The sequence below is a fragment of the Neobacillus cucumis genome (genome assembly GCF_016908975.1).
Lineage (GTDB): Bacteria > Bacillota > Bacilli > Bacillales > Cytobacillaceae > Neobacillus > Neobacillus cucumis.
Genome location: NZ_JAFBEX010000016.1, coordinates 102,159 through 121,682 on the forward strand (window position 1 = coordinate 102,159; position 19,524 = coordinate 121,682).

Here is a 19,524-nt window from a genome sequence, read left to right on the forward strand (position 1 = left end):
TCGATGATCCGCTAAATACTATGGGTCAAGTAGTGTTTAATCATTTTTAGTTTAAGGTTTTTGTTTGCTTTGATTTGCAGGAATGGCAGGTTTCTCATCACATTCCTCCTAATTTCCTTCAGACCTTTGCCTTTTCGGACAAACTGTTCGAGCTCCCTATCTATTTCCGGATATCTTTGGACAAGAATTTCCTTCGAACGACTGCGCAGCTTCTCTTTTTCAGCGCCAAACGAAACCCCTCCAATATGATGGACATAGGCACCTTTAGCCACGGCTAGCTTTAACCCGGCTTTTCTAGCCCGCATACACCAATCAGATTCTTCGCCATAACCGCGCTTAAAGGTCTCCGCATCAAAAACACCAATTTGCTTTAAGGCCGATCTTTTTACATACATGCAAAACCCAATTAATAAAGGAGCTTCCACAAAGCCAGTTTGTTTACTTTTGTTAAACGCCTTTACTAACGCTTGGAACGAGAATAAGTCATTGATTTCACTATTGCTCGTCGGGACCCCAGAAATGATTCCATAATTACTCATTGGGGTAACCGCCGCAATTTTTTCATCACTCTTTGCTGTCTGGGCTAACGTTTCTAACCAGCCTTCAGTCACCAATGTATCACTATTAAGGATAATCACATCTTGTTGACTAATCGCAAAGCCATTATTCACATTGGCCGGAAACCCTAAATTCTGTTCATTTCGAATCGAAATAATATTTGCGTATTTGTCTGAAAAATAAGCAGTCAATTCCGGGATGTTTGCATCCGGACTTTTATCATCCAGCAAATATAAATCAAATGCCTCCATCTTTGTGCATTGATAAATACTTTCGATGCAGTTCTTGGTCTCCTCATAGGAGTTATAAATCGGCAGTAATATATCCACTTTTTCCATCTAGCTTCTCCCCAATGGATAGTATTGGAACATGTTCCGGACATTTTTATCTTTCACATGGATATTACGAAGGTCAAAAACAAAATCGCCCTTCATTAAATCCTTCATCCGCGCAAGTGACATACCGCGGAATTGATGCCATTCAGTGATAAAGACTGTCGCATCAGCACCTTCCACGGCTGCATATTCGTTTTCACAATAGTGAATACTATCCGCAATATTTTCTAAGCGCCATTTTGCCTCTTTCATTCCTTGCGGATCATAGGCTTTAATCTTCGCCCCATTTTTCACCAAACCATTGATAATATCGATGCTAGGTGCATCCCTCATATCATCCGTTTCCGGCTTAAATGATAATCCTAAAATGGCAATCGTCTTACCTTGAACCCCATTCATCCGGTCAACAATTTTCTCGACCATGCGTTGCTTCTGCTTTTCATTCGCGTCGATGGCCCCTTGAATGACTTTAAATTCCTCACCATATTGGCGGCCAATATCGACAATTGCCTTTGTATCTTTCGGGAAACAAGATCCGCCATATCCTGGACCGGCATGAAGAAACTTAGGTGAAATCCGTCCATCCATCCCCATCGCGCGGGCAATTTCCTGTACATTGGCTCCAACCTTTTCCGCTAACAACGCCATTTCATTGATAAAAGAAATTTTCACTGCTAAAAAAGCATTAGAAGCATATTTAATCGTCTCAGCCGTTGCAATATCGGTGAATACAAATGGTGTTTCATTAATATACAAAACATCATACACTTTTTTCATCCATTCAGCGGCCCGTTCGTTTTCATATCCAATCACCACACGGTCCGGTTTTAAGCAGTCACCCACCGCTTTTCCTTCACGTAAAAACTCTGGATTTGAAACGATATCAAATGGATACTCTTCTCCCCGCTCGTTTAGGACCGTTTGAATGGTCTCTTTCACAAGCTGGCCTGTTCCAACAGGAACGGTCGACTTATTCACAATCACCTTGTAACCATTTAGGTATGTACCAATATTTTTGGCTACTTCCAGAACATATTTAAGGTCAGCACTTCCGTCATCTTTTGGCGGCGTACCAACTGCAATGAAGATAACATCGCAATTTTCCACTGTGTACTTTACATCTGTTGTAAAAATAATTCTACCGGCAGCCACATTTTTATCCATTAATTCTTTTAAACCTGGCTCATAAATCGGAACAATTCCTTGATTGAGCAAGGTGATTTTTTCTTCAATGACATCCATACAAATGACATCAAGACCAAATTCGGCTAGGATCACACCTTGTACGAGACCGACATAACCCGTTCCTACTACCCCAATTCTCATAATCGATTCCTCCGGTTAAAAACTTTGTCAAAAAGCTGATAGGTAAAATATTGCGCATAGTGCATGTTGGCGGACATGCTGTTTCCGTCCTCTTTATTGGTATGGTACATCACAAAATGATGGAACGATTTTGTGATCGGATTAGCTGTTTTTAATTCAGGATATTTCTCGAAAAATTGTTTTAACGCTTGGGCTTGGTTGACCTTTTTGCCAATACTATCGTTCTGGACTTCAGCTACGGCAAGAACTTCATCAAGATGATGGACTTGATAGCTCTCTGAAACCCTTAAACAAAAATCCCAATCCTGGAATCGCATCAATTTTTCATCAAAAAGCAGTTTTTTAGCAATCTCTGTTTTAATGAAAATAGTTTGCGTACTGATAAAATTGCCGCGTTTCAATAAGGAATGAACTTCCTCCGGCATGACATTTCTTTTCGGAACAATCCGTCCAAAGTTTTCTATTTTCAAGCTGCAGAAACACATATCGGCTTCGGGATGGTTGTTGATATAGTTCATTTGCTTTTCGAGCTTCGTTGGCAGCCATATATCGTCACTATCCTGAAAAGCAATGAAATTACCTTTTGCCATCATGATGCCTGTATTTCTAGCACCATTCGCCCCTTTCGTACGGGCATTGACGACATATTTAATTTTCTCATTTTGAAATGATTCTACTACTTCTTTTGTATTGTCAGTGGATAAATCATCCACAATAATAATCTCAAGCGGCTCGAGTGTTTGTTCTAATACGCTCTTAACGGCTTTGGGCAGAAGAGATGCCCGGTTATATGTAGGTATTACTACCGAAATACTCAAATGATTGACACATCCTTTTTGAACAATCGATCTAAATGATTCGCTTTAGCGCCTAGGGACTCGCCTGAGCAGACGTGGCTTATGTTTGTTATCCCTAATAATGTCGCTTGGAGCCTTTCTAATAAAATCACTATTTTTCAGTATAACCTATTTTATTATATTTTTCATATCAGAGTGTCCACTGTTGTCGAAAATTGCTTGATTTCTTGTCAATACTCCGACAAAAAACTACCTCTTTCTGGTATCACAGAAAGAGGTCTTTGGGGATTTTATTAAAACAGAGCTTCCCATGTTTGTGGTCCGACGACTCCATCCACGGTTAACCCGTTGCTCGCTTGAAACGCTCGAACGGCCGCTTCTGTTTTGGGACCATATGTTCCGACGGCTTGAACGCCCAATGCACGTTGTACCTGTTTCACGTCTTCTCCTTTGGACCCTCGCTTAAGCACTTGACCCGGAAAGGGAACGCTGCCTTTTGAAGCATCATCCGTTTGGGAGGCCGGATTATCGATCCAATAAAGATTTTTTCCTCCATTTCCATCAATCCAGTTATCCCTGCCTACATTATGCCAATCACCTTCACGCGCGAAAACATTAAATTCTTCTCCAGGCATGGCATCCCGAACAAATTCAGCGGCATGATTAGGCGCTTTACGGATATCGGTTCTCACTAAAGCTCGTACTCTTTGGATGATTGTATGGCTTTGAATAAACACTGGTTCAATGGGACCAGTTGGGGTGGTTGGGGTGGATTGGACAGCTCGTGCAGTTTGGACAGCTTGTGCGGCCTGAGCCCCACTGCCTTTGACCATGTTGAGGAAATCATTCCAGCTAACACCTTTCGCACCGCTTCTTAGGTTTCTAGGACAGTTCTTTCCGCTCCAGTGGTTATGTTGGACTACTTTTGAAATGGGAATATTATAGGTGTTCATTAATTGCTTTGTGACTTCTGCTGCATTTTGAACAGCATTTCTAAAATTTCCATCACTGTTTACACATATTTCAATATGGATAGACGATTTATTCCCTGTACCGCTTCTACCATCCCCTGCCGCCCAAGCGACCTCGTTAAATGGGATAGATTGGATGGCTACATGGTCATCGATTTGCAGGTGCCAGGATGCGGTACGGTCATTTCCTCGTTCCTGCAGTCTTGCATGTGCTTCAGCATCTGCTCCTGGGCTTGGATTATCTGTTTCATGGATCGTGATGTATTTAGGGACCATTTTGATGCCCGGGCGAGTGTCTTTATTTGAAGCGGGGATTAATCGTTGAATAATATTCATACATTTCCTCTCCTTTCATCTATATTTATGCAAAACTGCCTCATCTAGTTAGGGCTATCCGTTCCTTTTTGCATTTCTTTTCACAAACGATTAGTATGGAGGTAATGATCTTTAATAAGGATAGAAGGTATCGCAATGGAAAAATTATTTAAATTCGGTCTGGTTGGGATTGTAAATACACTGATTTCAATTGGGTTTTATATGCTGTTTGTTAAATTGGGGATGAACTACATCCTCGCAAACATTCTTTCTTATATGATTGGGCTGTTAAATAGTTATTATTGGAATAAGAAATGGGTGTTTAAGAATACAGGAAACCATCTTTCTGTTTTTACTAAATTTGTGATGGTCAATTTGATTGTGCTTGGTATTAATACATTGAGCTTGTTTTTATTGGTGAATAAATTAGGTTTGAATCAGTATGTCGCTCAGTTAATTTCGACAGTTATTGGGATGGGGATTAATTTTATCTTAAATAAGAAATGGACGTTTGAAGCGAAGGTTAGTGATGGGGAAAAAGCCAGTTAATGGATTGGGAGAACCCTTGGTTGTTATATATGGTTCATAACTCCTGCAGCGCGGGATTCGGCGGGGCTTTGGGAGTTATAAATGATTCATAACTACCGGGGTGGCGCTTTGCCCGGGCCTTCGGGAGTTATACACGATTCATAACTACCGGGGTGGCGCTTTGCCCGGGCATTCAGGGGTTATAAACGATTCATAACTACCGTTACGGAGCTTTGCGCGCTCCTTCGGGAGTTATAAACGATTCATAACTACCGTTACGGAGCTTTGCGCGCTCCTTCAGGAGTTATACACGATTCATAACTACTGGTGTGTAGCATTGTCCGGGCCTTCGGGAGTTATAAACGATTCATAACTACTGGTGTGTAGCATTGCCCGGGCCTTCGGGAGTTATAAACGGTCGCGACACAACTAAGCCTCTCCCAAATACGTGCTCTATTGCAATAAAAACAACAATGGCTTGGGATTCCCCCAAGCCATTTGTTGTTTCACCACCGCCTAAACCGAAACATCTCGTTATTCAGCCACCTGCACTCCTTCAGCTTGTTCCAGCTGGTGCAGCGAGCGTTTTTCGATAAAAAGCAATATGACATGAACCACTAAAACAACCAAGGCCATGAGTTCCATAGCGTTATCGAGATAGAACCAAGATAAAGTCGCAAAGATATCATAAAGCGAGTGGACAAGAACAGTTATCCAAAGGCTTCGTGTCCACAACAAGATTAATCCGAACACTAAGCCCATATTCGCGAAAGTAACAATCGCGCCGATTTTAATACTCCATGGCTCAGCGGTATCCAATGTGTGATCAATCCCAAACAAGATAGAGGTAAGAAATAAGGCCACCATCAGAAAAATATCCCTGCTCCCGCTTGCCCACCGCTTAGGGAAGAGCTTTTTACAAACAACAAGCAGGAAAATGATATAAGCTAAACGCCAAACCTCCTCTAACCCTGCCAATGCATCGGTATACAAATCAGGACCAATCGTGTCGACTTTTTCAAAAAAGGTAGAAACGTGTTCTGCCTTTGTCCCTTGGTCAACGTTGGAATGGTCTTCACCGTTCGTTTGCAAATCGGTATAGTCTTGTACATATTGATCATAATTAACATTAAAATCATTAAACGTGTTGGATGAATAAATATTAATGATGGTGCTTCCAAGAAAAAAGACTAAAAAAGCCCCCGTAAACTTTAACATTAGCTGCCGTTTGGTTACCGGATTACGTTCAGAATCACTAATCCGCTTGTGCAGCTTTAGTCCCACAAAAAAGGAGGATACCATCATGGCATCGTATAAAGTACCCGCCAAATAGCTGAACCTGGTTAAATAAAGGAGCACTTCCGCCCCAACTGTAATAACCAACATGGCAAAGGCTAACTGAATGGAAATCGGTTTGGTTAAGTTCGTTGTCATCTGCGTCAATCCCTGCCTTATCATTTTGCTATTTTAACATCTCTACTGCCCATATTCCGAAACCATTTAATAATAGCAGGAATAGAAAACATCCTAAGAGCCACTTCCAGGTTCTGTTCACATGTGTATCTCCTTTAACAATGTATTCCACTGACCTAGGTTTAACAAATCTATTAATAGATAATAATAGTTATAATTTATCATACCAACAGATTTAGGGAAAAGTGATTTTTTAGATAAAAGGTACATATGAATGGTACAAGCAGATAGGTTTAGAAAAGGGGTGGGAAAATGAAACGGTTTGTTTCTTTGTTTTTAGCAGTTGTGATCATTTTTGTCTTATCCGCTACAAATCCAAATCGGTCGGAATATATTGATTGGATTAACCAAAAATCCATGGATCAGTCGTCTAATCTGCTAAAGCGGGGGATCCTTTCGATTGCAGGGAAATCCATCTTTGATGCCGGAACGACTAAATCAGATTATGTCGTTTTTTCAATCTACAAGACCGATTTTTCGGATGTCGGAATGGGAAAAATGACGACACTTGGAATCTTTCATGAGTTTATACCGTTATCTAGCTTAGATCAACAGAAATAAGTCAAAAGACCGGATGGACGCACCAACCGGTCTCTTTTAATGAATCAGAAAGCATAAATTCCTACTTTGAGAAATGTCCAGCTCCAGGCGCCATCGGCTCGAGGTCACAAGCTTATCCAGTTACGGCTCCTTGGGACTCAAGTCATAATCTGCCCCCTGAAGAAGGCAAAAAGCGCCTTCTTACAGTGGTCATCTTATGCCTTCGTCCCAGAACAGTCGCCTCCACTTTTAGATCAATCCGTCCAAAAGGTTAAAGAGCAACCTTTGGGCCGGCTCGTCTTGTGCTTGTCGCCGATAAGCAGGCGCCTTGCGCTTTTCTATGCACGGCTTGCCGCTCGCTCCTGCTGAAAGAACGCTTGAAAATCAGGATCGTGTCGATACTCCATTTCTATTAAACGTATGGCGGTTCCTTTCAGACGCCCCCACTCCAAATTAGGATTCTTATCGAGAATACTACAAAGCCTTATAAAACGCTCTCTTGGTAAAAACTCCAAGAATTCTTCAATAAATCCGGCAAATTCGTGAATATACAGCTTCATTCTTAATGAGGTATCAGCTATAGCAATCAATGGACCCACCCCAAAATCCATCTCGATGTTCCTTCTAAAATGGAGAAAATAAGCGATACAGCTCTTTCTCACCTGGGCACGATTGAATTTTAAGACCTCCAGCGCATAGATGACAAAATGTTTATCGTATCGCGTGGGGATTAGTTTTTCTAGCTCCAGTTCCACATCATCTCTTATGGCAGCCTTCGTTAATACAATGACCTGCCTTATTTTCACTTCATCACTATCAACCAGATTACCGATTTCCTGAAGTTTATCAAGGGCTTCCTGCAGCCTTCCCTCTTTGCTATCCTCACTAGCACGATGAAAATCAAATCGAATTCCTTCCTGAATTTGGCGCAGATCCTCCCTGAGCTTTTTTTTCAATAGAGTGTAATATTCACTTGTTAAAAAGACAAACGTTAAAACCCAGTGGCCGAGAAAAAAAATGCTGCCGGCAACAAGGGTCGTATTCATGTCTTTTTTCGATGGGGCGAAAATAATTCCTAAGCCGATCAGCACAACATACCAAAGAGTTTCCGTTACGATTCTTTTTATGAAGGTCGACCGAATGAGACGAGACAGTTTTTTATAGTGCTGATCACAAACCGGACATTTCTCCTCTGTTAAAACAGAATAGCGTTGGCATTTTTTACAGAATTGGAGTTTTTCAAACTTATATTTTAAGGGTTGTTTAGCCAAGGGTATCACCTTCTGTCAGCCTAATCACGAATTCCTCCTCGAGATCCTCGTAGCTGCCATTTTTGCGTTTATTTTTTCGAAATCGATAGGTTTTAATAACCAGAAGGAAAACAAAAATGCTAATGAAAATCAACTCATACATGGTGTGCTCTCCCTTTCTCCATTAACAGCTTTTCTGATAGACAACTTTATCATTCTAGGGATTACAGCTTGGGAATATAATGACAACAATTGGGATGGGTTAGAGGAGGTCAAGTAATTAATGCATAGAGACAGAGACTGCTAGTGGAGGTTACACCCAAATGTTCAAAAAAGCGATTAGTGGTTTTATCGTCATGGCCTTTATTTTCTGCAACATTAGTAATCTTAGTGTACGCGCGGCAAGTCCGTTACATTCCACCTCACGCATCGAAGGCATGCTTCTGGTGGACGTCAGCAATTCCATGAAGAGCAGCGACCCCAATGATATTAGCAAAGAAGCGATGAAGATGTTTGTCGATATGTCATCACTTGAAGGAGATAAAATCGGGGTGGTGGCTTACTCGGACGCGGTGATGCGTGAAAAAGCATTGGTAAAGATTCGCTCCGAACAAGATAAAAACGACTTAAAGACGTTCATCGATTCTCTCGGTAAATACTCCTATACGGATTTGTCAACAGGGGTGTTTGAGGCGATTAAGGTGTTGGAATCGAGCCATGAAGCAGATTATGATCCGTTGATTGTTCTCTTGGCTGATGGAAATAACGAACTCGATCCGCATAAAACCAGAACATTGGCAGAGGCCAACGCAGACCTTAAAACAGCGGTCAGTCAGGCCAAGGCAAAAGGGTACCCTATTTATACGATTGGCCTAAACGCCGATGGAACGTTGAACAAAAAGGTGCTTACGAATGTGGCTGAGAGTACAAATGGGCAATTCTTTGAAGCCACTTCCGCCGATCAGCTTCCTCGGATCTTGAGCCAAATCTTCGCGAATCATTTAAAACTAAAATTGGTTCCCGTCAAACAGCTCATTGGAAATGGTGACTACCAAGATATCCGCATTACCGTTCCAAATGAGAACGTCCTAGAGGCCAATATTTCTCTGATTTCTGAACATCCGGTGGGGGTTAAACTCATCAACCCTTCTGGCAGAGAGATAGCAATCCCATCTGATCAGGTACTGCTGTCGAAATCAAAAACCTACTCGATGGTCAAGCTACTGAAGCCGGTCCAAGGGGATTGGACCATTAAGGTTAAAGGGGTGCCACAGGATAAAATCGATATCAATATGGTGTTTAACTATGATTTACAGCTCAAGCTGAATTCCCTTGCAAAGGAAACCTATCAGGCGGGAAGCACCGTTCAAGTGGGAGCATTCTTTGAGGATAATGGGGCAGCCATTAAGGATCCCTCCATCTATCAATCGATGACGGCTACCCTTTTGGTAAAAGACCTCGATAATGGAAAGACGGAGAATTTTCCGTTAAACGCAGGTGGTCAAGGATTTAGCGGAAAGTTGAAGCTTGGCAGTGCCTCGGCTTATCAAGTAGTGGTGAAAGCTGAAGATTCCAGCTTCTTCCGTGAAACGGCCCCACTGCAAATTACCATGCAGAAGTCGGCTGCTGTTCCTGTTAGTGTGAAACCAAGGGTCGTCACGGACGGCGGCGGGGGTGGGAATCCCCTCTCCTGGCTGTTTTGGGGCGGCAGTGCTGTCGGAGTCCTTTTCCTAGCTGGGCTTGCTTTTCTGATTAGGTCCTGGTTCAAAGTCAAGAATCACCGATTTAGCGGACAGATGGTCATCGAAATCAAGGATGAAGGAACAGGGGACCGTTCCAATCCGCAATATAAGAAATTAAAAATCTTTAAAGGCCAGTTCCGCCTCCATCAGTTGACCAGCCTTGCACCAGAATTTGCAGAAACCGCTAAAATCATGATTAAGCCGGCGGCAGGTGACTCACTGCTGCTAATCAATCAATCTACCTGCACCATCGAAAAAAGCGGCCGGACCATCGACGCCCAAAAAGGCATCATCATCAAGCACAACGACCGCCTTCGCATCATCCCAAAACAAGTTAACAAATCTATCTATATTGAGTACATTTCTTAGGGTGACAGGCACCGTTAACAACACCGAGGGAGGAATAATTTGTGAAAGCTAGTGTGAGAGAGCATATTCAGCAGTTGGATGTTTCGTTAGGCGGGGGGATTATTTCGGAGAAGATCCGTGTCGATACAATTGAGAATCCGATGCTTGTCATCGGTCTTGGCGGCACAGGGATTGATGCCCTACTCAGGCTCAAATACCAGGTCAACCGCCGCTTCAAGCTGCCGCAGGACCCCTTATCCAAAAAGAAAAAGGAAAAGCCTAATAACATTGAGTTTCTTGCCTTTGAAACAAACGAATATGACCGTAATAAAACGTATAAAGGCATCGGTCTTGATCCAAATAAAGAGTTTGTCCTGCTTTCCAACCCGGAAATCGGCGGCCTGCTTCAAAACCGCAGCACCCTCGAACCTTACATTCGAGAGTGGCTGTCACCTGAATTGTTAATTTCAGACGGAATTAGCGGTGCTTCCGGTGTCCGCCAAGCAGGCAGACTGCTGCTATTCACCAAAATCAATCAAGTCATCCAAACGATGGAGCGAAAAATTGAGGCAATTCTAGAAGGAACCAATAAGCGGCTCTATGTCTTCCTGTTAACCGGTCTCTCTGGAGGCACCGGCAGCGGCTGTTATCTCGATATTGCCTATATCACCCGCGGGATTATGGAGCGCAAATTCGGTTCCGCCGGTGTAGATAAGGTCAGCATCCTTGGATATCTGTTCATGCCGGATGTGAACTTATCCAAACGCGGCTTAAGCTCCCACACGGTCGAATACATTGAGAAAAATGGCTACGCTGCCCTAAAAGAACTGGACTATTGGATGAACTGTGACGAACGGAATGAACGGTTCCAAATGAAATACGGCAGCCTGCTGAACGTCAATTCTCCAATGCCGCCGTTTAATCTCTGCCATCTTATCTCAGGGACGAATCTTGAAGGCAGATGGCTCGAAAATGCGTATGATTACTGCATGAATGTCACCGCAGAAAATATAACCAATTTTATGGCCAATGAGGAAAAGAAATCGGGCGAGGAATTCGCCATACATGACTATATTAGCAACATCCGAACGAATATCGCCCAAATGCCAAAGCCGTACGCCGCAAACTATCAATACAATATTATCGGGGCCTCCATGGCCGAAATCCCGGTCGAAGAAATGACCACCTATATGGGCTATAAACTTTTTCAAAAAATGAACAAAATGTTTGAAGCAAGTCCCGAACAAACAGAGATCGAGCAATTTGCCGAGAAATTGCGGATTGACCCCGATTCGGTTCATCGCCGCCTACATGAACGCGTCCCTGAACCATTATCAGGATTTGAACACAGTGACCGCTTCTCCTATAACAACATCATCAAAACCACGGTCATCAATCTTGACGAAGAATTAGACAGAGAATTTTTACTGAAGGCAAGCGAACAGTATCGCATTGGTAAAAAGCGTGTACCGGACGAAATCATGGAGGAATTTCACCGTCAACTCGAACGTATCTTTCTTCATCCGCAAAAGGGGCCGATTTATGCGTCTAACCTTATCTACTCGAATCAAGGGGCTTGTCTTTTAAAAACCTTGCAGGTCTATATGGATGGATTGCGCGACCGCTTAGAACGTCTCCCAAATGCTATTCAATCTGAACATGAATATGCCTCAACCAAGCTTGAAGAGGCAAGGAGTGCCTTTATCGGAAAAGACCGCAAAAAAAACGCCTATATCGAGGCAAAACTGAACGAATATAACACTCGGGCGGAAAAAGCAAGAATCGAAGAAATGATCGAAATCTATGAAGACTTGTACCAGCTTTTCCATACCCAAAACAACAAGATATATGAGGTATACAAAGAAATCCTCGAAACGCTAAACCAAATCTTTGAAAAAAATGCTGCTATTTTACTAGAAGGAGAGGAAGGTACTCACGACTATCATACCGCCTATTACTGGCATTTAATCAGTATTTCTGATACCGCTCCGGAAATTCAGCGCCTCTTTGAATCAAAGGAAAGCGAAATCCTCATCCAGCAATGGTCAGAAATGCTCTTTGAAAAATCAACCGTTTGGGTGAAGGAATCCGATATCGATGTAGTCGCGAGCGTTTCGGAATTTCTCACCGACCAGTTTGGCGACCTGATTACCAAATCAATGGAGGACTTTTTACGCCTGAAATATGGCAATGATAAGCCGATTGATAAAGTAATTGAAGAAAAAATTGCCGCCCGCTTGGACCGTGACGCACTGCCGGTTTTCCATCTTGCCAACAGCAACGGCCAGCTCCACTTCCCCGAGTGGGGGTTTGTGTCCGTTCCGGTAAAGTCACCGAATATATTCAATGGCATTAAGAATTTTGAAAAACATTCATTAAGCCATTCCCGCTTCACGATTAAAGAAAGCGAACTACGCAATCGAATTTTCTGGTTAAATACGAAAAACGGCATTCCCCTGTTTGCCTATTCACCGCTGACCATTTACGAAACATCCTATGAAAAAACGATTCTAGAAAAAGAAGGAGTTGGCCGCCACCTCGTCCAGACCGAAAAAGAAAACTGGGCCTACCTCCCCTCCCCGATTCCGGAAAAATCTTGGGGCGATACGTACCAGAATCCACGTGTGAAAGAATACAACGCCAACGTCCGGGCCCTATTCGATCAAGCGGTGAAATGTGGCTGTATTACGGAAAAAGATGACGATCGCCATACCAGTGCAAGATATCAGTGTCATTTTACCAAAGACTTAAATAGTGGTGCCTTATTTGCCAAGTATCAGGTTGACCCAAAGAAGCTTGATCAAGCAAGTCTTGGCAATATCAAACAAGTGCTCCAAACACTGAAGGAAATGCTGGCCGATGGAATGGAGCCTGCTGGTACCAGTGTCATTTTTGGAAGTACTACGTTAGAAATGGCGCAAGAAAACTTTATCCGTTCGCCTAAGCTGATGGAAAAAATGAAACAAGAAGTACGGAAATACCACTTCATTCAAGAAAGGATTGTGGAAATCGAGCACTATCTTTCCTTGCAAAAAGAGCAAGAAAATTTGCTGAATCAATTCATTCAAGCGATTTACACCAAAACCATCAAAAAGCGCGGTGCCCTTTACGTGTACGATAAAGAATTAGAAGAAGATGCATGGGAGCCGTTTGTGAACTTGATGAAGAAAACGAAATTTGTCGACTATGAAATTTTTCAATCCTTTAGGGCACTTAGCCCCAAACAACTGACTCAGCTTGAAAAAAAATCGGAGCGGCGCAGTCAGGAGTTAATCCAACAAGAAAGTACGGCAGAACTCATTTCCGCTCTGGAGCAGATGGCAAGCACCTATCAAAAAGAGAAGGCTGCGTTGGATTACACCTACAAGGAAATCGTCAATGGCGAGGATATGTACAGCTTTTATAAAGAGATGATGATAAAAGTCAAAGAGATGTTACGCCAATTAAAATCTTAAGAAAAGCGCAAGCGCCTTGGTCAGCCCCGATATAGGGAGATTTATCGATGGCACGCAAAGCGTAGCCAGAGATTAGTCTCCCTTAATGCGAACAGAAAACGATAGTTTTCTGTAGCCAAGCATAAGACGCTCCCAAAAAGAAGGCGCTTTTTGCCTTCATTTTGGGAGTGGCTGTAGACCATCGAGGGGCTAGGCGCTGGAGCTGGACAATTCTCAAAGTCAATTTTTATCAAATAAGAATAGAGGCCGGTCACCGTAGTGGCCCGCGCCTCCCCTTAATGGAGGGATCCGTTATGCAGGACCTATTACAAACCTATGCCAGGACGTTCTCCATCCAGCTTGACAAACAGAGTTTAGCTGAAAATGAACAGCGCAGTGTCCATTATCCGATTGTGTTCATCTTTTTAGGTGATCTCGTGAAGGATGCCTTAAAAGCGATTAAAAAAATGAATGAAGATAAGTGGCAAAACAGTTCAGGCGTTTTGTACTTCCATGCCTATCAAACAGACACCGTCACCGCCGGCAACGTTCTTTCACTCCAGCTGCCTGGTAACGGTTTTGAGCGTAAATCAAAACGAAAAGAGCTCTATGAAGCCTTTTACCAGGATGAAACCATGCTGGTCGTACTGAACAAACTTTTTCGAAAGCTGACATCCAAACTTGCGGAATATGGGAGGGCGTATTCCTCCCTCCAAAAAGTGAACCTCTGTGTCGTAACAGCGGTTGAGGATCCCGCTAATATCCTTATCCAAGAATTCACCCTGCTTTTAAAAAGCATTCTGCAAGAATCCTTTCGGATCGTGGAAGTGGACTTATACGGCTTGCTGACGGAAAAACAAACCGACGAGAACTTCGCCTTTACCACTTCCCTAGGCATCAGTTTCTTAAAAGAACTAGACCATTATCAGCATAACGAATACTGTTTTGAAAAAGAGTTGCAGCTGACAGAAGACTTTTTAAGGCTCCCTGTCAGCCACCTCTCTGCCCCACTTTTCGATATGGTCTACTTATTAAGTGATAAAAATGAACAAGGTTTAATCGCGGATGGCGCGGTTCAACAAAACTATGAAATGATTAGCCAGCTCAATCTGTTAAAAAATCGCAGAATCATGACGGAATATCACGAAAAGATGGCTAGCTACCAACATCAAGACTTTAAACTTGCTATAAAAGGAAATGTACAGGAACCCGTCTATGCTTCGGCTGGTTTTGCAAAAGTAAATCGTCCGAATCAAGCGATTGCCCTCCATACAGCATGCCATTTTTTCCATGAGTGGCAGGAATCGCTGAAAGCACAAACCAATCTGCCACATGAGAAAATAGTAAGTCTATTCGGGCTGTCGGATTCTTCTTTGCAAAGATACCTCCAGCACTACCTGCCCCCAGAGGAGCGGCTGAACGACATGCTGGGATTAATGTGTGCAACCCATTCGTATCAAGAAGTGAAAAACATGTCACTAGCGGAAGCCGAGGAGTATCTGTATGAAGGTGGAACCCAATTATTCTATTCCCAAAACTTTGAAGAGCCTGTCCGGGAATTTCTACAAGAGCTGGATTTAAGGGAGCAAATTGAAAGTTCCTTCTATGAAAAAATCATTTATCATGAGCGATACGGAATCTATTGTGGCTACAGATGGACGGTTGACACCGATAAAGAGGAATCCAATGTCATGAATGAAATCCATCATTTACTCCAAGAGACTAAAGATGGCTTAATAAAACAGCAAACACATCTTACAGGAATCTGCCAACAAATCGTGGATCATTGTGATTTTAAAAAAAGCTTCCTCCCCTTTTCTGACAAGAAAAATCTAAACCAGTTCGTCCGTTTCTTTTTCAACGAAGTGTATGGGACCAAATATGAAATCTTAAAGCTTGAAATCAAACAAGCCATCTTAAGGCAGTACCAGACCGTGCTCGCAGAAATTCATCACAGACTTCATGCCAAAATCAAGCTCATCGACCAAGTGGAGTTGTATTTAAAAAAAGCCGCGGCAGAGAGTATGTATGTCTCAAACGATTATTTAGATCAAAATATTTCACCATATTATGCCGATAGGGTCAAGGCAGTTACGGCACGGTTAAAAGAAAAACAAGGACCGTACTTTTTTTCAAACGAGCGTTACTTCGGCAGCCTCCATTCTTATCTTGATGGTGATCGTCCTGAAAAACTCCTTGAACGATTGCTGTATGTTTGCCAGCGAGAGATCCTGACCCAAGCCGAATTCAACCACAACTTTGAGGAAGAGCTATTAGCTCGGGCGAATGTCTTAACCCGTTATGATAATAGGGAAATACTTTCGAAAGACGATTTGTTTAAAAAATTATATCTTCGTTTAGAGGAAAGTTCGTCTGTTCATATTGAGGTGTTCCACTATACCCATTCAAATCGATATGAAGAAAAGTATTACTTTGGCGATTTTTACAGTCAGTTCATGCGGTTTGCCATAGAAAAAGAACATGAAATGCGCCTTTGGAAAGTCGGCTGTGTCCATGAAAAGAAATTAAGTGGGATCGAAAAGCTCACCCTGATGGGCGGTTTCAAGCTAACCGACCTTATGTATTATCGGAACGGTGAAAAATATTACAAAGCCTATTGCGAAAATGGCTTCGAGTTTCACGTGATCGCAGAAGAGTCCGAAGTGGACAGCAATGTTTTAACAGAGTAAAGGACAGGGGTGGTAATACCGATGAACTGGGAGTCTATGTCTTCCCCTCATGATGAAATAAGAGATGTTCAAATGACCAGCTTTGATTCGGTTGTCCATATAAGCTGGTATTGGCCGGGCAGCATTGACTTTGTCTATATCTATACATCTGCAGTAGACAAGGTCAAGCCCATTGACCAAATCGAGCAAGCGGAACTCAAACTCTACACCCGCGATGAATATAAAGCGGCCCAAGGTTTCATTTTTAAATTGGAGGCCATCGGGCAAATCGCCCTTCGCATCTTCCCTGTAAAAAAGGTGGCTGGAAAGCTGATGGTCCTAAGGCAGGAGAATAACGAAAATTCGGTGCTGATCAACGGAACTAGAGCCAAGATTTATTTTTCCATTACCTATAAACCCAAACTCTTTCACGCCCGTAAAAAAGCAACCATTTCGCTTCGAACCGAAATGCCCGTTGATAAAGAGCTGCTCGTCTATGTAAAAAAAAGTGGCAGCATGCCGCTCTCGATTGATGACGGTACCGTTTATCCCTTTATTCGCAGCTTTCCAGCCGGAAAAACCGTCACACCAGAAATTGAAATAGATAAACATGAGTTTATTCATATTTTTCTAAACAAAGGAAACCAAACAGCTCACGATTACGAGCTGATTCCTGAATAGGGGGTCCAATGATGTTCGCAGGACTAAAACGACTCTTTGAAAAAAAATCTTCGATAAAAGAAAGATTGCCTTTTTACGATATTGTCTGCCCCTACTGTTTTTTTAAATTCCATCATGAGGAGGTGGTGTTCAGGGCGGCCCATGATCGCGATGACGATGAGGCATTGGCACTCCAAGAAGATGAAAAGTTGAACCATTACCGCGCGGGGTTCGGGCTTGCACCAATTGATGAACTAGAGGCTGTGATTGATCCAGCCAGAATCTCCAATGAACAAAAAATCTACTCCAACCATGTTCTAACCGGTGTTATAGATCCATACTCCGTGGTGACGAAGATTCGCCTGTGCCCTCATTGTCATAATGACTTGCCTATCACCGCGGGAAAATATCCAAGCAATATCGTGTCGATTGTCGGGGCCACCTCTGTTGGTAAAACCGTTTATATGACCACACTGATCCATACACTGCAACATAAGACGGCTCCTAATTTCAATGCAGCCTGTATTCCGCTCAATACGGAAATCAGCCGGCGCTACCGGTCCAACTATGAAATACCTCTTTTGGAAAAGGGCAGCCTGTTACCATCAACGGAAAAAGCCACCCGGCAAGAGCCGTTTATTTTTCAATTTATTTTCAAGGATGAGGACCAGGCCCCCTTGACCCTTGTGTTTTTCGATGTAGCTGGTGAAGGCATGACGGATAAAGACTATCTTTCCCTTCATGCAGCCCATATTAAAAATTCAGCCGGGATTCTCTTCTTGGTTGATCCAATGCAAATCCGCACCATCCGTGAAAAGCTGCTCTATCAGATGGGTGAACATTCTGAGGAAATTGCCGCAGCTAGCCTTGGTGATGATCCACGCGAAGTCATTATTTCGCTGTTTGGGGACTTTATTGCCCATTTGGATGATAACAAAACCGATATTCCAACTGCGGTGGTGTTGACGAAAAGTGATTTGTTAGCTGTTTTAAAAAATGACAGTGATTATATCAGCGAAAATAGTAATGTCTTTCGCAACTTTACACACCGAGGATATCTCCATTTAGATGAATTTGAAAATATTAACGGGGAAATTCACCGATTTTTAGCGAGAGTAGATACACCGTTTGTTAATGCCCTTGATGTGTATTTTAAACATACCTCCTATTTTGCGGTTTCCGCGCTAGGGCGTCATCCTGTGAACCAGCAGGTGAGCGGAATCGTTAGCCCGGTTCGAGTCGATGAACCATTCATTTGGCTGCTTTATCAATTGGGGTATATTGAAGGGAGACATGGGGAGTGACAGGAAAAATACAGCAGCATATGTATACACGCGAGCGCAAGGGAATTTTTCACGATACGGCTGGATATGACAGCATTGCGATGTCTGAGGGGCTTAAACCCGCGTTTGTTAAAAAGTACTTACATCCATTTTGTTTCTATCATGTCCCCAGAACGTTAAGAGAAAAGGCTGAAAGGGATCCGACACAGTATCCTACAGCGGTAACGATACTACAGCCTGAAACAGGAGAGCTTGTGGTCGGCCAGGCTGTGTTTGTCCCCGCTGACTTTACCGGTTCCCGCAGTACGTATTTTTTGCATCATTATGTAATTCCTCCCTCATTGAAGGAGGAGTGGATTCAAAATCCTGAAATGCTTTTTCGAGTGGAGGCATTTCAAACAGCTTATGAGGTGGAGCAGGGCCAGCTCCTGCCAGAACTGGAGGTTGTCCCTTTTAATGATTCACTCATGGTGGATGATGAGTTGTTAGCTGTGCTAGGAATCAGTATGACGGCCTTCCGTCAGCTGCTATTGGCTGTGATGCTTTCTATATCTGGTAAGAAAAAGGTGTATATTTCTCTTCCTGTTCCTCTGCAAGATTATACGGAATATGCCTTAAGACTGATGGAGTTCGTTTATCGCTTTTTGCCCTTTGCCCACCGACGGAGATTGGGTTTGTTGACTTTTACTAGTGAGCCTGAGGCACGAAATGATATTCATGTGACCTTTTTTGAACCTGGATCACTGAACATCCATGATCGTTCAATTGCGAAGCAGTTTCTCTTTGATTTTGCCAGGGGGAAGATTTCTGGAGTTGAAATCGGACAGAGCGCGTATTTGCGATTTGCTGCAGAACATTTATCAGAATCTCCGAAAATGGAGAAATTCTTCGAGTTCACTGAGATGGCCTTAGCAGGATTTACCGAGGGGCAATTATTAGCATTGGGAAGTTATGATCAGTTAATAACACTTTATCGTGCATTTAGCTATGATGACTTTACTGATTATTTTAAAAATAAACTTGGTTTTATCAAGAATTTATTTTATTTTTTGCAGATTAAAGGGGAGGAAAAGCTAGATTTACTCGCACTATTTTTGAAGGTTTGGGAAGTGGAGAAAAAGGGAGAAGAACCCTCATAACCACTGGTTTTATTGCTTAAGCGACAAAAAAGGGCAGCTACATTTAGCTGTCCTTTTCCGTGCCTGGCAACGTCCTACTCTCACAGGGACAAGGTCCCAACTACCATCGGCGCTGAGAAGCTTAACTTCCGTGTTCGGTATGGGAACGGGTGTGAC

15 protein-coding genes and 1 rRNA gene are annotated in these 19,524 nt (G+C 42.8%); 8 read left to right on the plus strand and 8 right to left on the minus strand.

Features of this window, described 5'->3' with window-relative positions:
- Window positions 1-11 precede the first annotated feature (11 nt).
- From JOC76_RS20330 to JOC76_RS20345, 4 genes are all read right to left on the minus strand, one after another.
- The gene (locus JOC76_RS20330; protein WP_205180611.1) at window positions 12-896 is read right to left on the minus strand and encodes a glycosyltransferase family 2 protein; all 885 of its coding nucleotides are present in this window, start codon (window positions 894-896) and stop codon (window positions 12-14) included.
- Window positions 897-2,219, minus strand: a complete 1,323-nt coding sequence (locus JOC76_RS20335) for a UDP-glucose dehydrogenase family protein (RefSeq protein WP_239557849.1) — start codon at window positions 2,217-2,219, stop codon at window positions 897-899.
- Entirely contained in the window at window positions 2,216-3,037 is an 822-nt protein-coding gene (locus JOC76_RS20340; RefSeq protein WP_205180612.1) for a glycosyltransferase family 2 protein, read from the minus strand. Before JOC76_RS20340 ends, JOC76_RS20335 begins: the two co-directional genes overlap by 4 nt.
- 272 nt (window positions 3,038-3,309) lie before the next feature.
- Window positions 3,310-4,323, minus strand: coding sequence for a peptidoglycan recognition protein family protein (locus tag JOC76_RS20345; RefSeq protein ID WP_239557850.1), 1,014 nt, complete (start codon window positions 4,321-4,323; stop codon window positions 3,310-3,312).
- 135 nt (window positions 4,324-4,458) lie between these two features.
- Here JOC76_RS20345 and JOC76_RS20350 point away from each other — a divergent pair, with 135 nt between their 5' ends.
- A complete protein-coding gene (locus JOC76_RS20350) occupies window positions 4,459-4,851 on the plus strand; it encodes a GtrA family protein (RefSeq protein ID WP_205180613.1) in 393 nt (130 codons plus the stop codon).
- A gap of 513 nt (window positions 4,852-5,364) precedes the next feature.
- Here the strand turns inward: JOC76_RS20350 and JOC76_RS20355 are convergent.
- Complete coding sequence (locus JOC76_RS20355) at window positions 5,365-6,264, minus strand: CPBP family intramembrane glutamic endopeptidase (RefSeq protein ID WP_205180614.1); 900 nt, start codon at window positions 6,262-6,264, stop codon at window positions 5,365-5,367.
- Window positions 6,265-6,555: 291 nt separating this feature from the next.
- On the opposite strand from JOC76_RS20355, the gene JOC76_RS20360 reads away from it, so the two are divergent.
- On the plus strand, window positions 6,556-6,864 hold the full coding sequence (locus JOC76_RS20360; protein ID WP_205180615.1) for a DUF4359 domain-containing protein: 309 nt from the start codon (window positions 6,556-6,558) through the stop codon (window positions 6,862-6,864).
- Between the two features lie 317 nt (window positions 6,865-7,181).
- Here the strand turns inward: JOC76_RS20360 and JOC76_RS20365 are convergent, their stop codons facing one another.
- Together JOC76_RS20365 and JOC76_RS20370 are read right to left on the minus strand one after the other, a co-directional pair.
- The gene (locus JOC76_RS20365) at window positions 7,182-8,114 is read right to left on the minus strand and encodes a hypothetical protein (RefSeq protein ID WP_205180616.1); all 933 of its coding nucleotides are present in this window, start codon (window positions 8,112-8,114) and stop codon (window positions 7,182-7,184) included.
- Complete coding sequence (locus JOC76_RS20370; RefSeq protein ID WP_205180617.1) at window positions 8,107-8,256, minus strand: hypothetical protein; 150 nt, start codon at window positions 8,254-8,256, stop codon at window positions 8,107-8,109. Before JOC76_RS20370 ends, JOC76_RS20365 begins: the two co-directional genes overlap by 8 nt.
- Window positions 8,257-8,449: 193 nt before the next feature.
- Here JOC76_RS20370 and JOC76_RS20375 point away from each other — a divergent pair, with 193 nt between their 5' ends.
- The 6 genes from JOC76_RS20375 (at window position 8,450) to JOC76_RS20400 (ending at window position 19,368) form a co-directional block, all read left to right on the plus strand.
- A complete protein-coding gene (locus JOC76_RS20375) occupies window positions 8,450-10,204 on the plus strand; it encodes a vWA domain-containing protein (protein ID WP_239557856.1) in 1,755 nt (584 codons plus the stop codon).
- A gap of 41 nt (window positions 10,205-10,245) precedes the next feature.
- Window positions 10,246-13,638 (plus strand): tubulin-like doman-containing protein, encoded by a 3,393-nt coding sequence (locus JOC76_RS20380; RefSeq protein WP_205180619.1) that lies wholly within the window; start codon window positions 10,246-10,248, stop codon window positions 13,636-13,638.
- Window positions 13,639-13,931: 293 nt separating this feature from the next.
- The gene (locus tag JOC76_RS20385) at window positions 13,932-16,307 is read left to right on the plus strand and encodes a hypothetical protein (RefSeq protein WP_205180620.1); all 2,376 of its coding nucleotides are present in this window, start codon (window positions 13,932-13,934) and stop codon (window positions 16,305-16,307) included.
- Between the two features lie 21 nt (window positions 16,308-16,328).
- On the plus strand, window positions 16,329-16,967 hold the full coding sequence (locus JOC76_RS20390) for a hypothetical protein (RefSeq protein WP_205180621.1): 639 nt from the start codon (window positions 16,329-16,331) through the stop codon (window positions 16,965-16,967).
- 11 nt (window positions 16,968-16,978) lie between these two features.
- The gene (locus JOC76_RS20395; RefSeq protein WP_205180622.1) at window positions 16,979-18,250 is read left to right on the plus strand and encodes a TRAFAC clade GTPase domain-containing protein; all 1,272 of its coding nucleotides are present in this window, start codon (window positions 16,979-16,981) and stop codon (window positions 18,248-18,250) included.
- Window positions 18,247-19,368, plus strand: coding sequence for a GAP1-N2 domain-containing protein (locus JOC76_RS20400; RefSeq protein WP_205180623.1), 1,122 nt, complete (start codon window positions 18,247-18,249; stop codon window positions 19,366-19,368). The genes JOC76_RS20395 and JOC76_RS20400 overlap by 4 nt, the downstream gene beginning before the upstream one ends.
- Before the next feature lie 61 nt (window positions 19,369-19,429).
- On the opposite strand, the gene rrf is transcribed toward JOC76_RS20400, so the two are convergent.
- Window positions 19,430-19,524 (minus strand): 5S ribosomal RNA (rrf, locus tag JOC76_RS20405); the annotation flags it as partial.

Coding starts and splice junctions, on each gene's coding strand:
- JOC76_RS20395 (WP_205180622.1), top strand. CDS start 16,979: ATGTTCGCAGGACTAAAACGACTCTTTGAAAAAAAATCTTCGATAAAA.
- JOC76_RS20385 (WP_205180620.1), top strand. CDS start 13,932: ATGCAGGACCTATTACAAACCTATGCCAGGACGTTCTCCATCCAGCTT.
- JOC76_RS20330 (WP_205180611.1), bottom strand. CDS start 896: ATGGAAAAAGTGGATATATTACTGCCGATTTATAACTCCTATGAGGAG.
- JOC76_RS20350 (WP_205180613.1), top strand. CDS start 4,459: ATGGAAAAATTATTTAAATTCGGTCTGGTTGGGATTGTAAATACACTG.
- JOC76_RS20375 (WP_239557856.1), top strand. CDS start 8,450: ATGGCCTTTATTTTCTGCAACATTAGTAATCTTAGTGTACGCGCGGCA.
- JOC76_RS20335 (WP_239557849.1), bottom strand. CDS start 2,219: ATGAGAATTGGGGTAGTAGGAACGGGTTATGTCGGTCTCGTACAAGGT.
- JOC76_RS20360 (WP_205180615.1), top strand. CDS start 6,556: ATGAAACGGTTTGTTTCTTTGTTTTTAGCAGTTGTGATCATTTTTGTC.
- JOC76_RS20370 (WP_205180617.1), bottom strand. CDS start 8,256: ATGTATGAGTTGATTTTCATTAGCATTTTTGTTTTCCTTCTGGTTATT.
- JOC76_RS20345 (WP_239557850.1), bottom strand. CDS start 4,323: ATGAATATTATTCAACGATTAATCCCCGCTTCAAATAAAGACACTCGC.
- JOC76_RS20390 (WP_205180621.1), top strand. CDS start 16,329: ATGAACTGGGAGTCTATGTCTTCCCCTCATGATGAAATAAGAGATGTT.
- JOC76_RS20355 (WP_205180614.1), bottom strand. CDS start 6,264: ATGACAACGAACTTAACCAAACCGATTTCCATTCAGTTAGCCTTTGCC.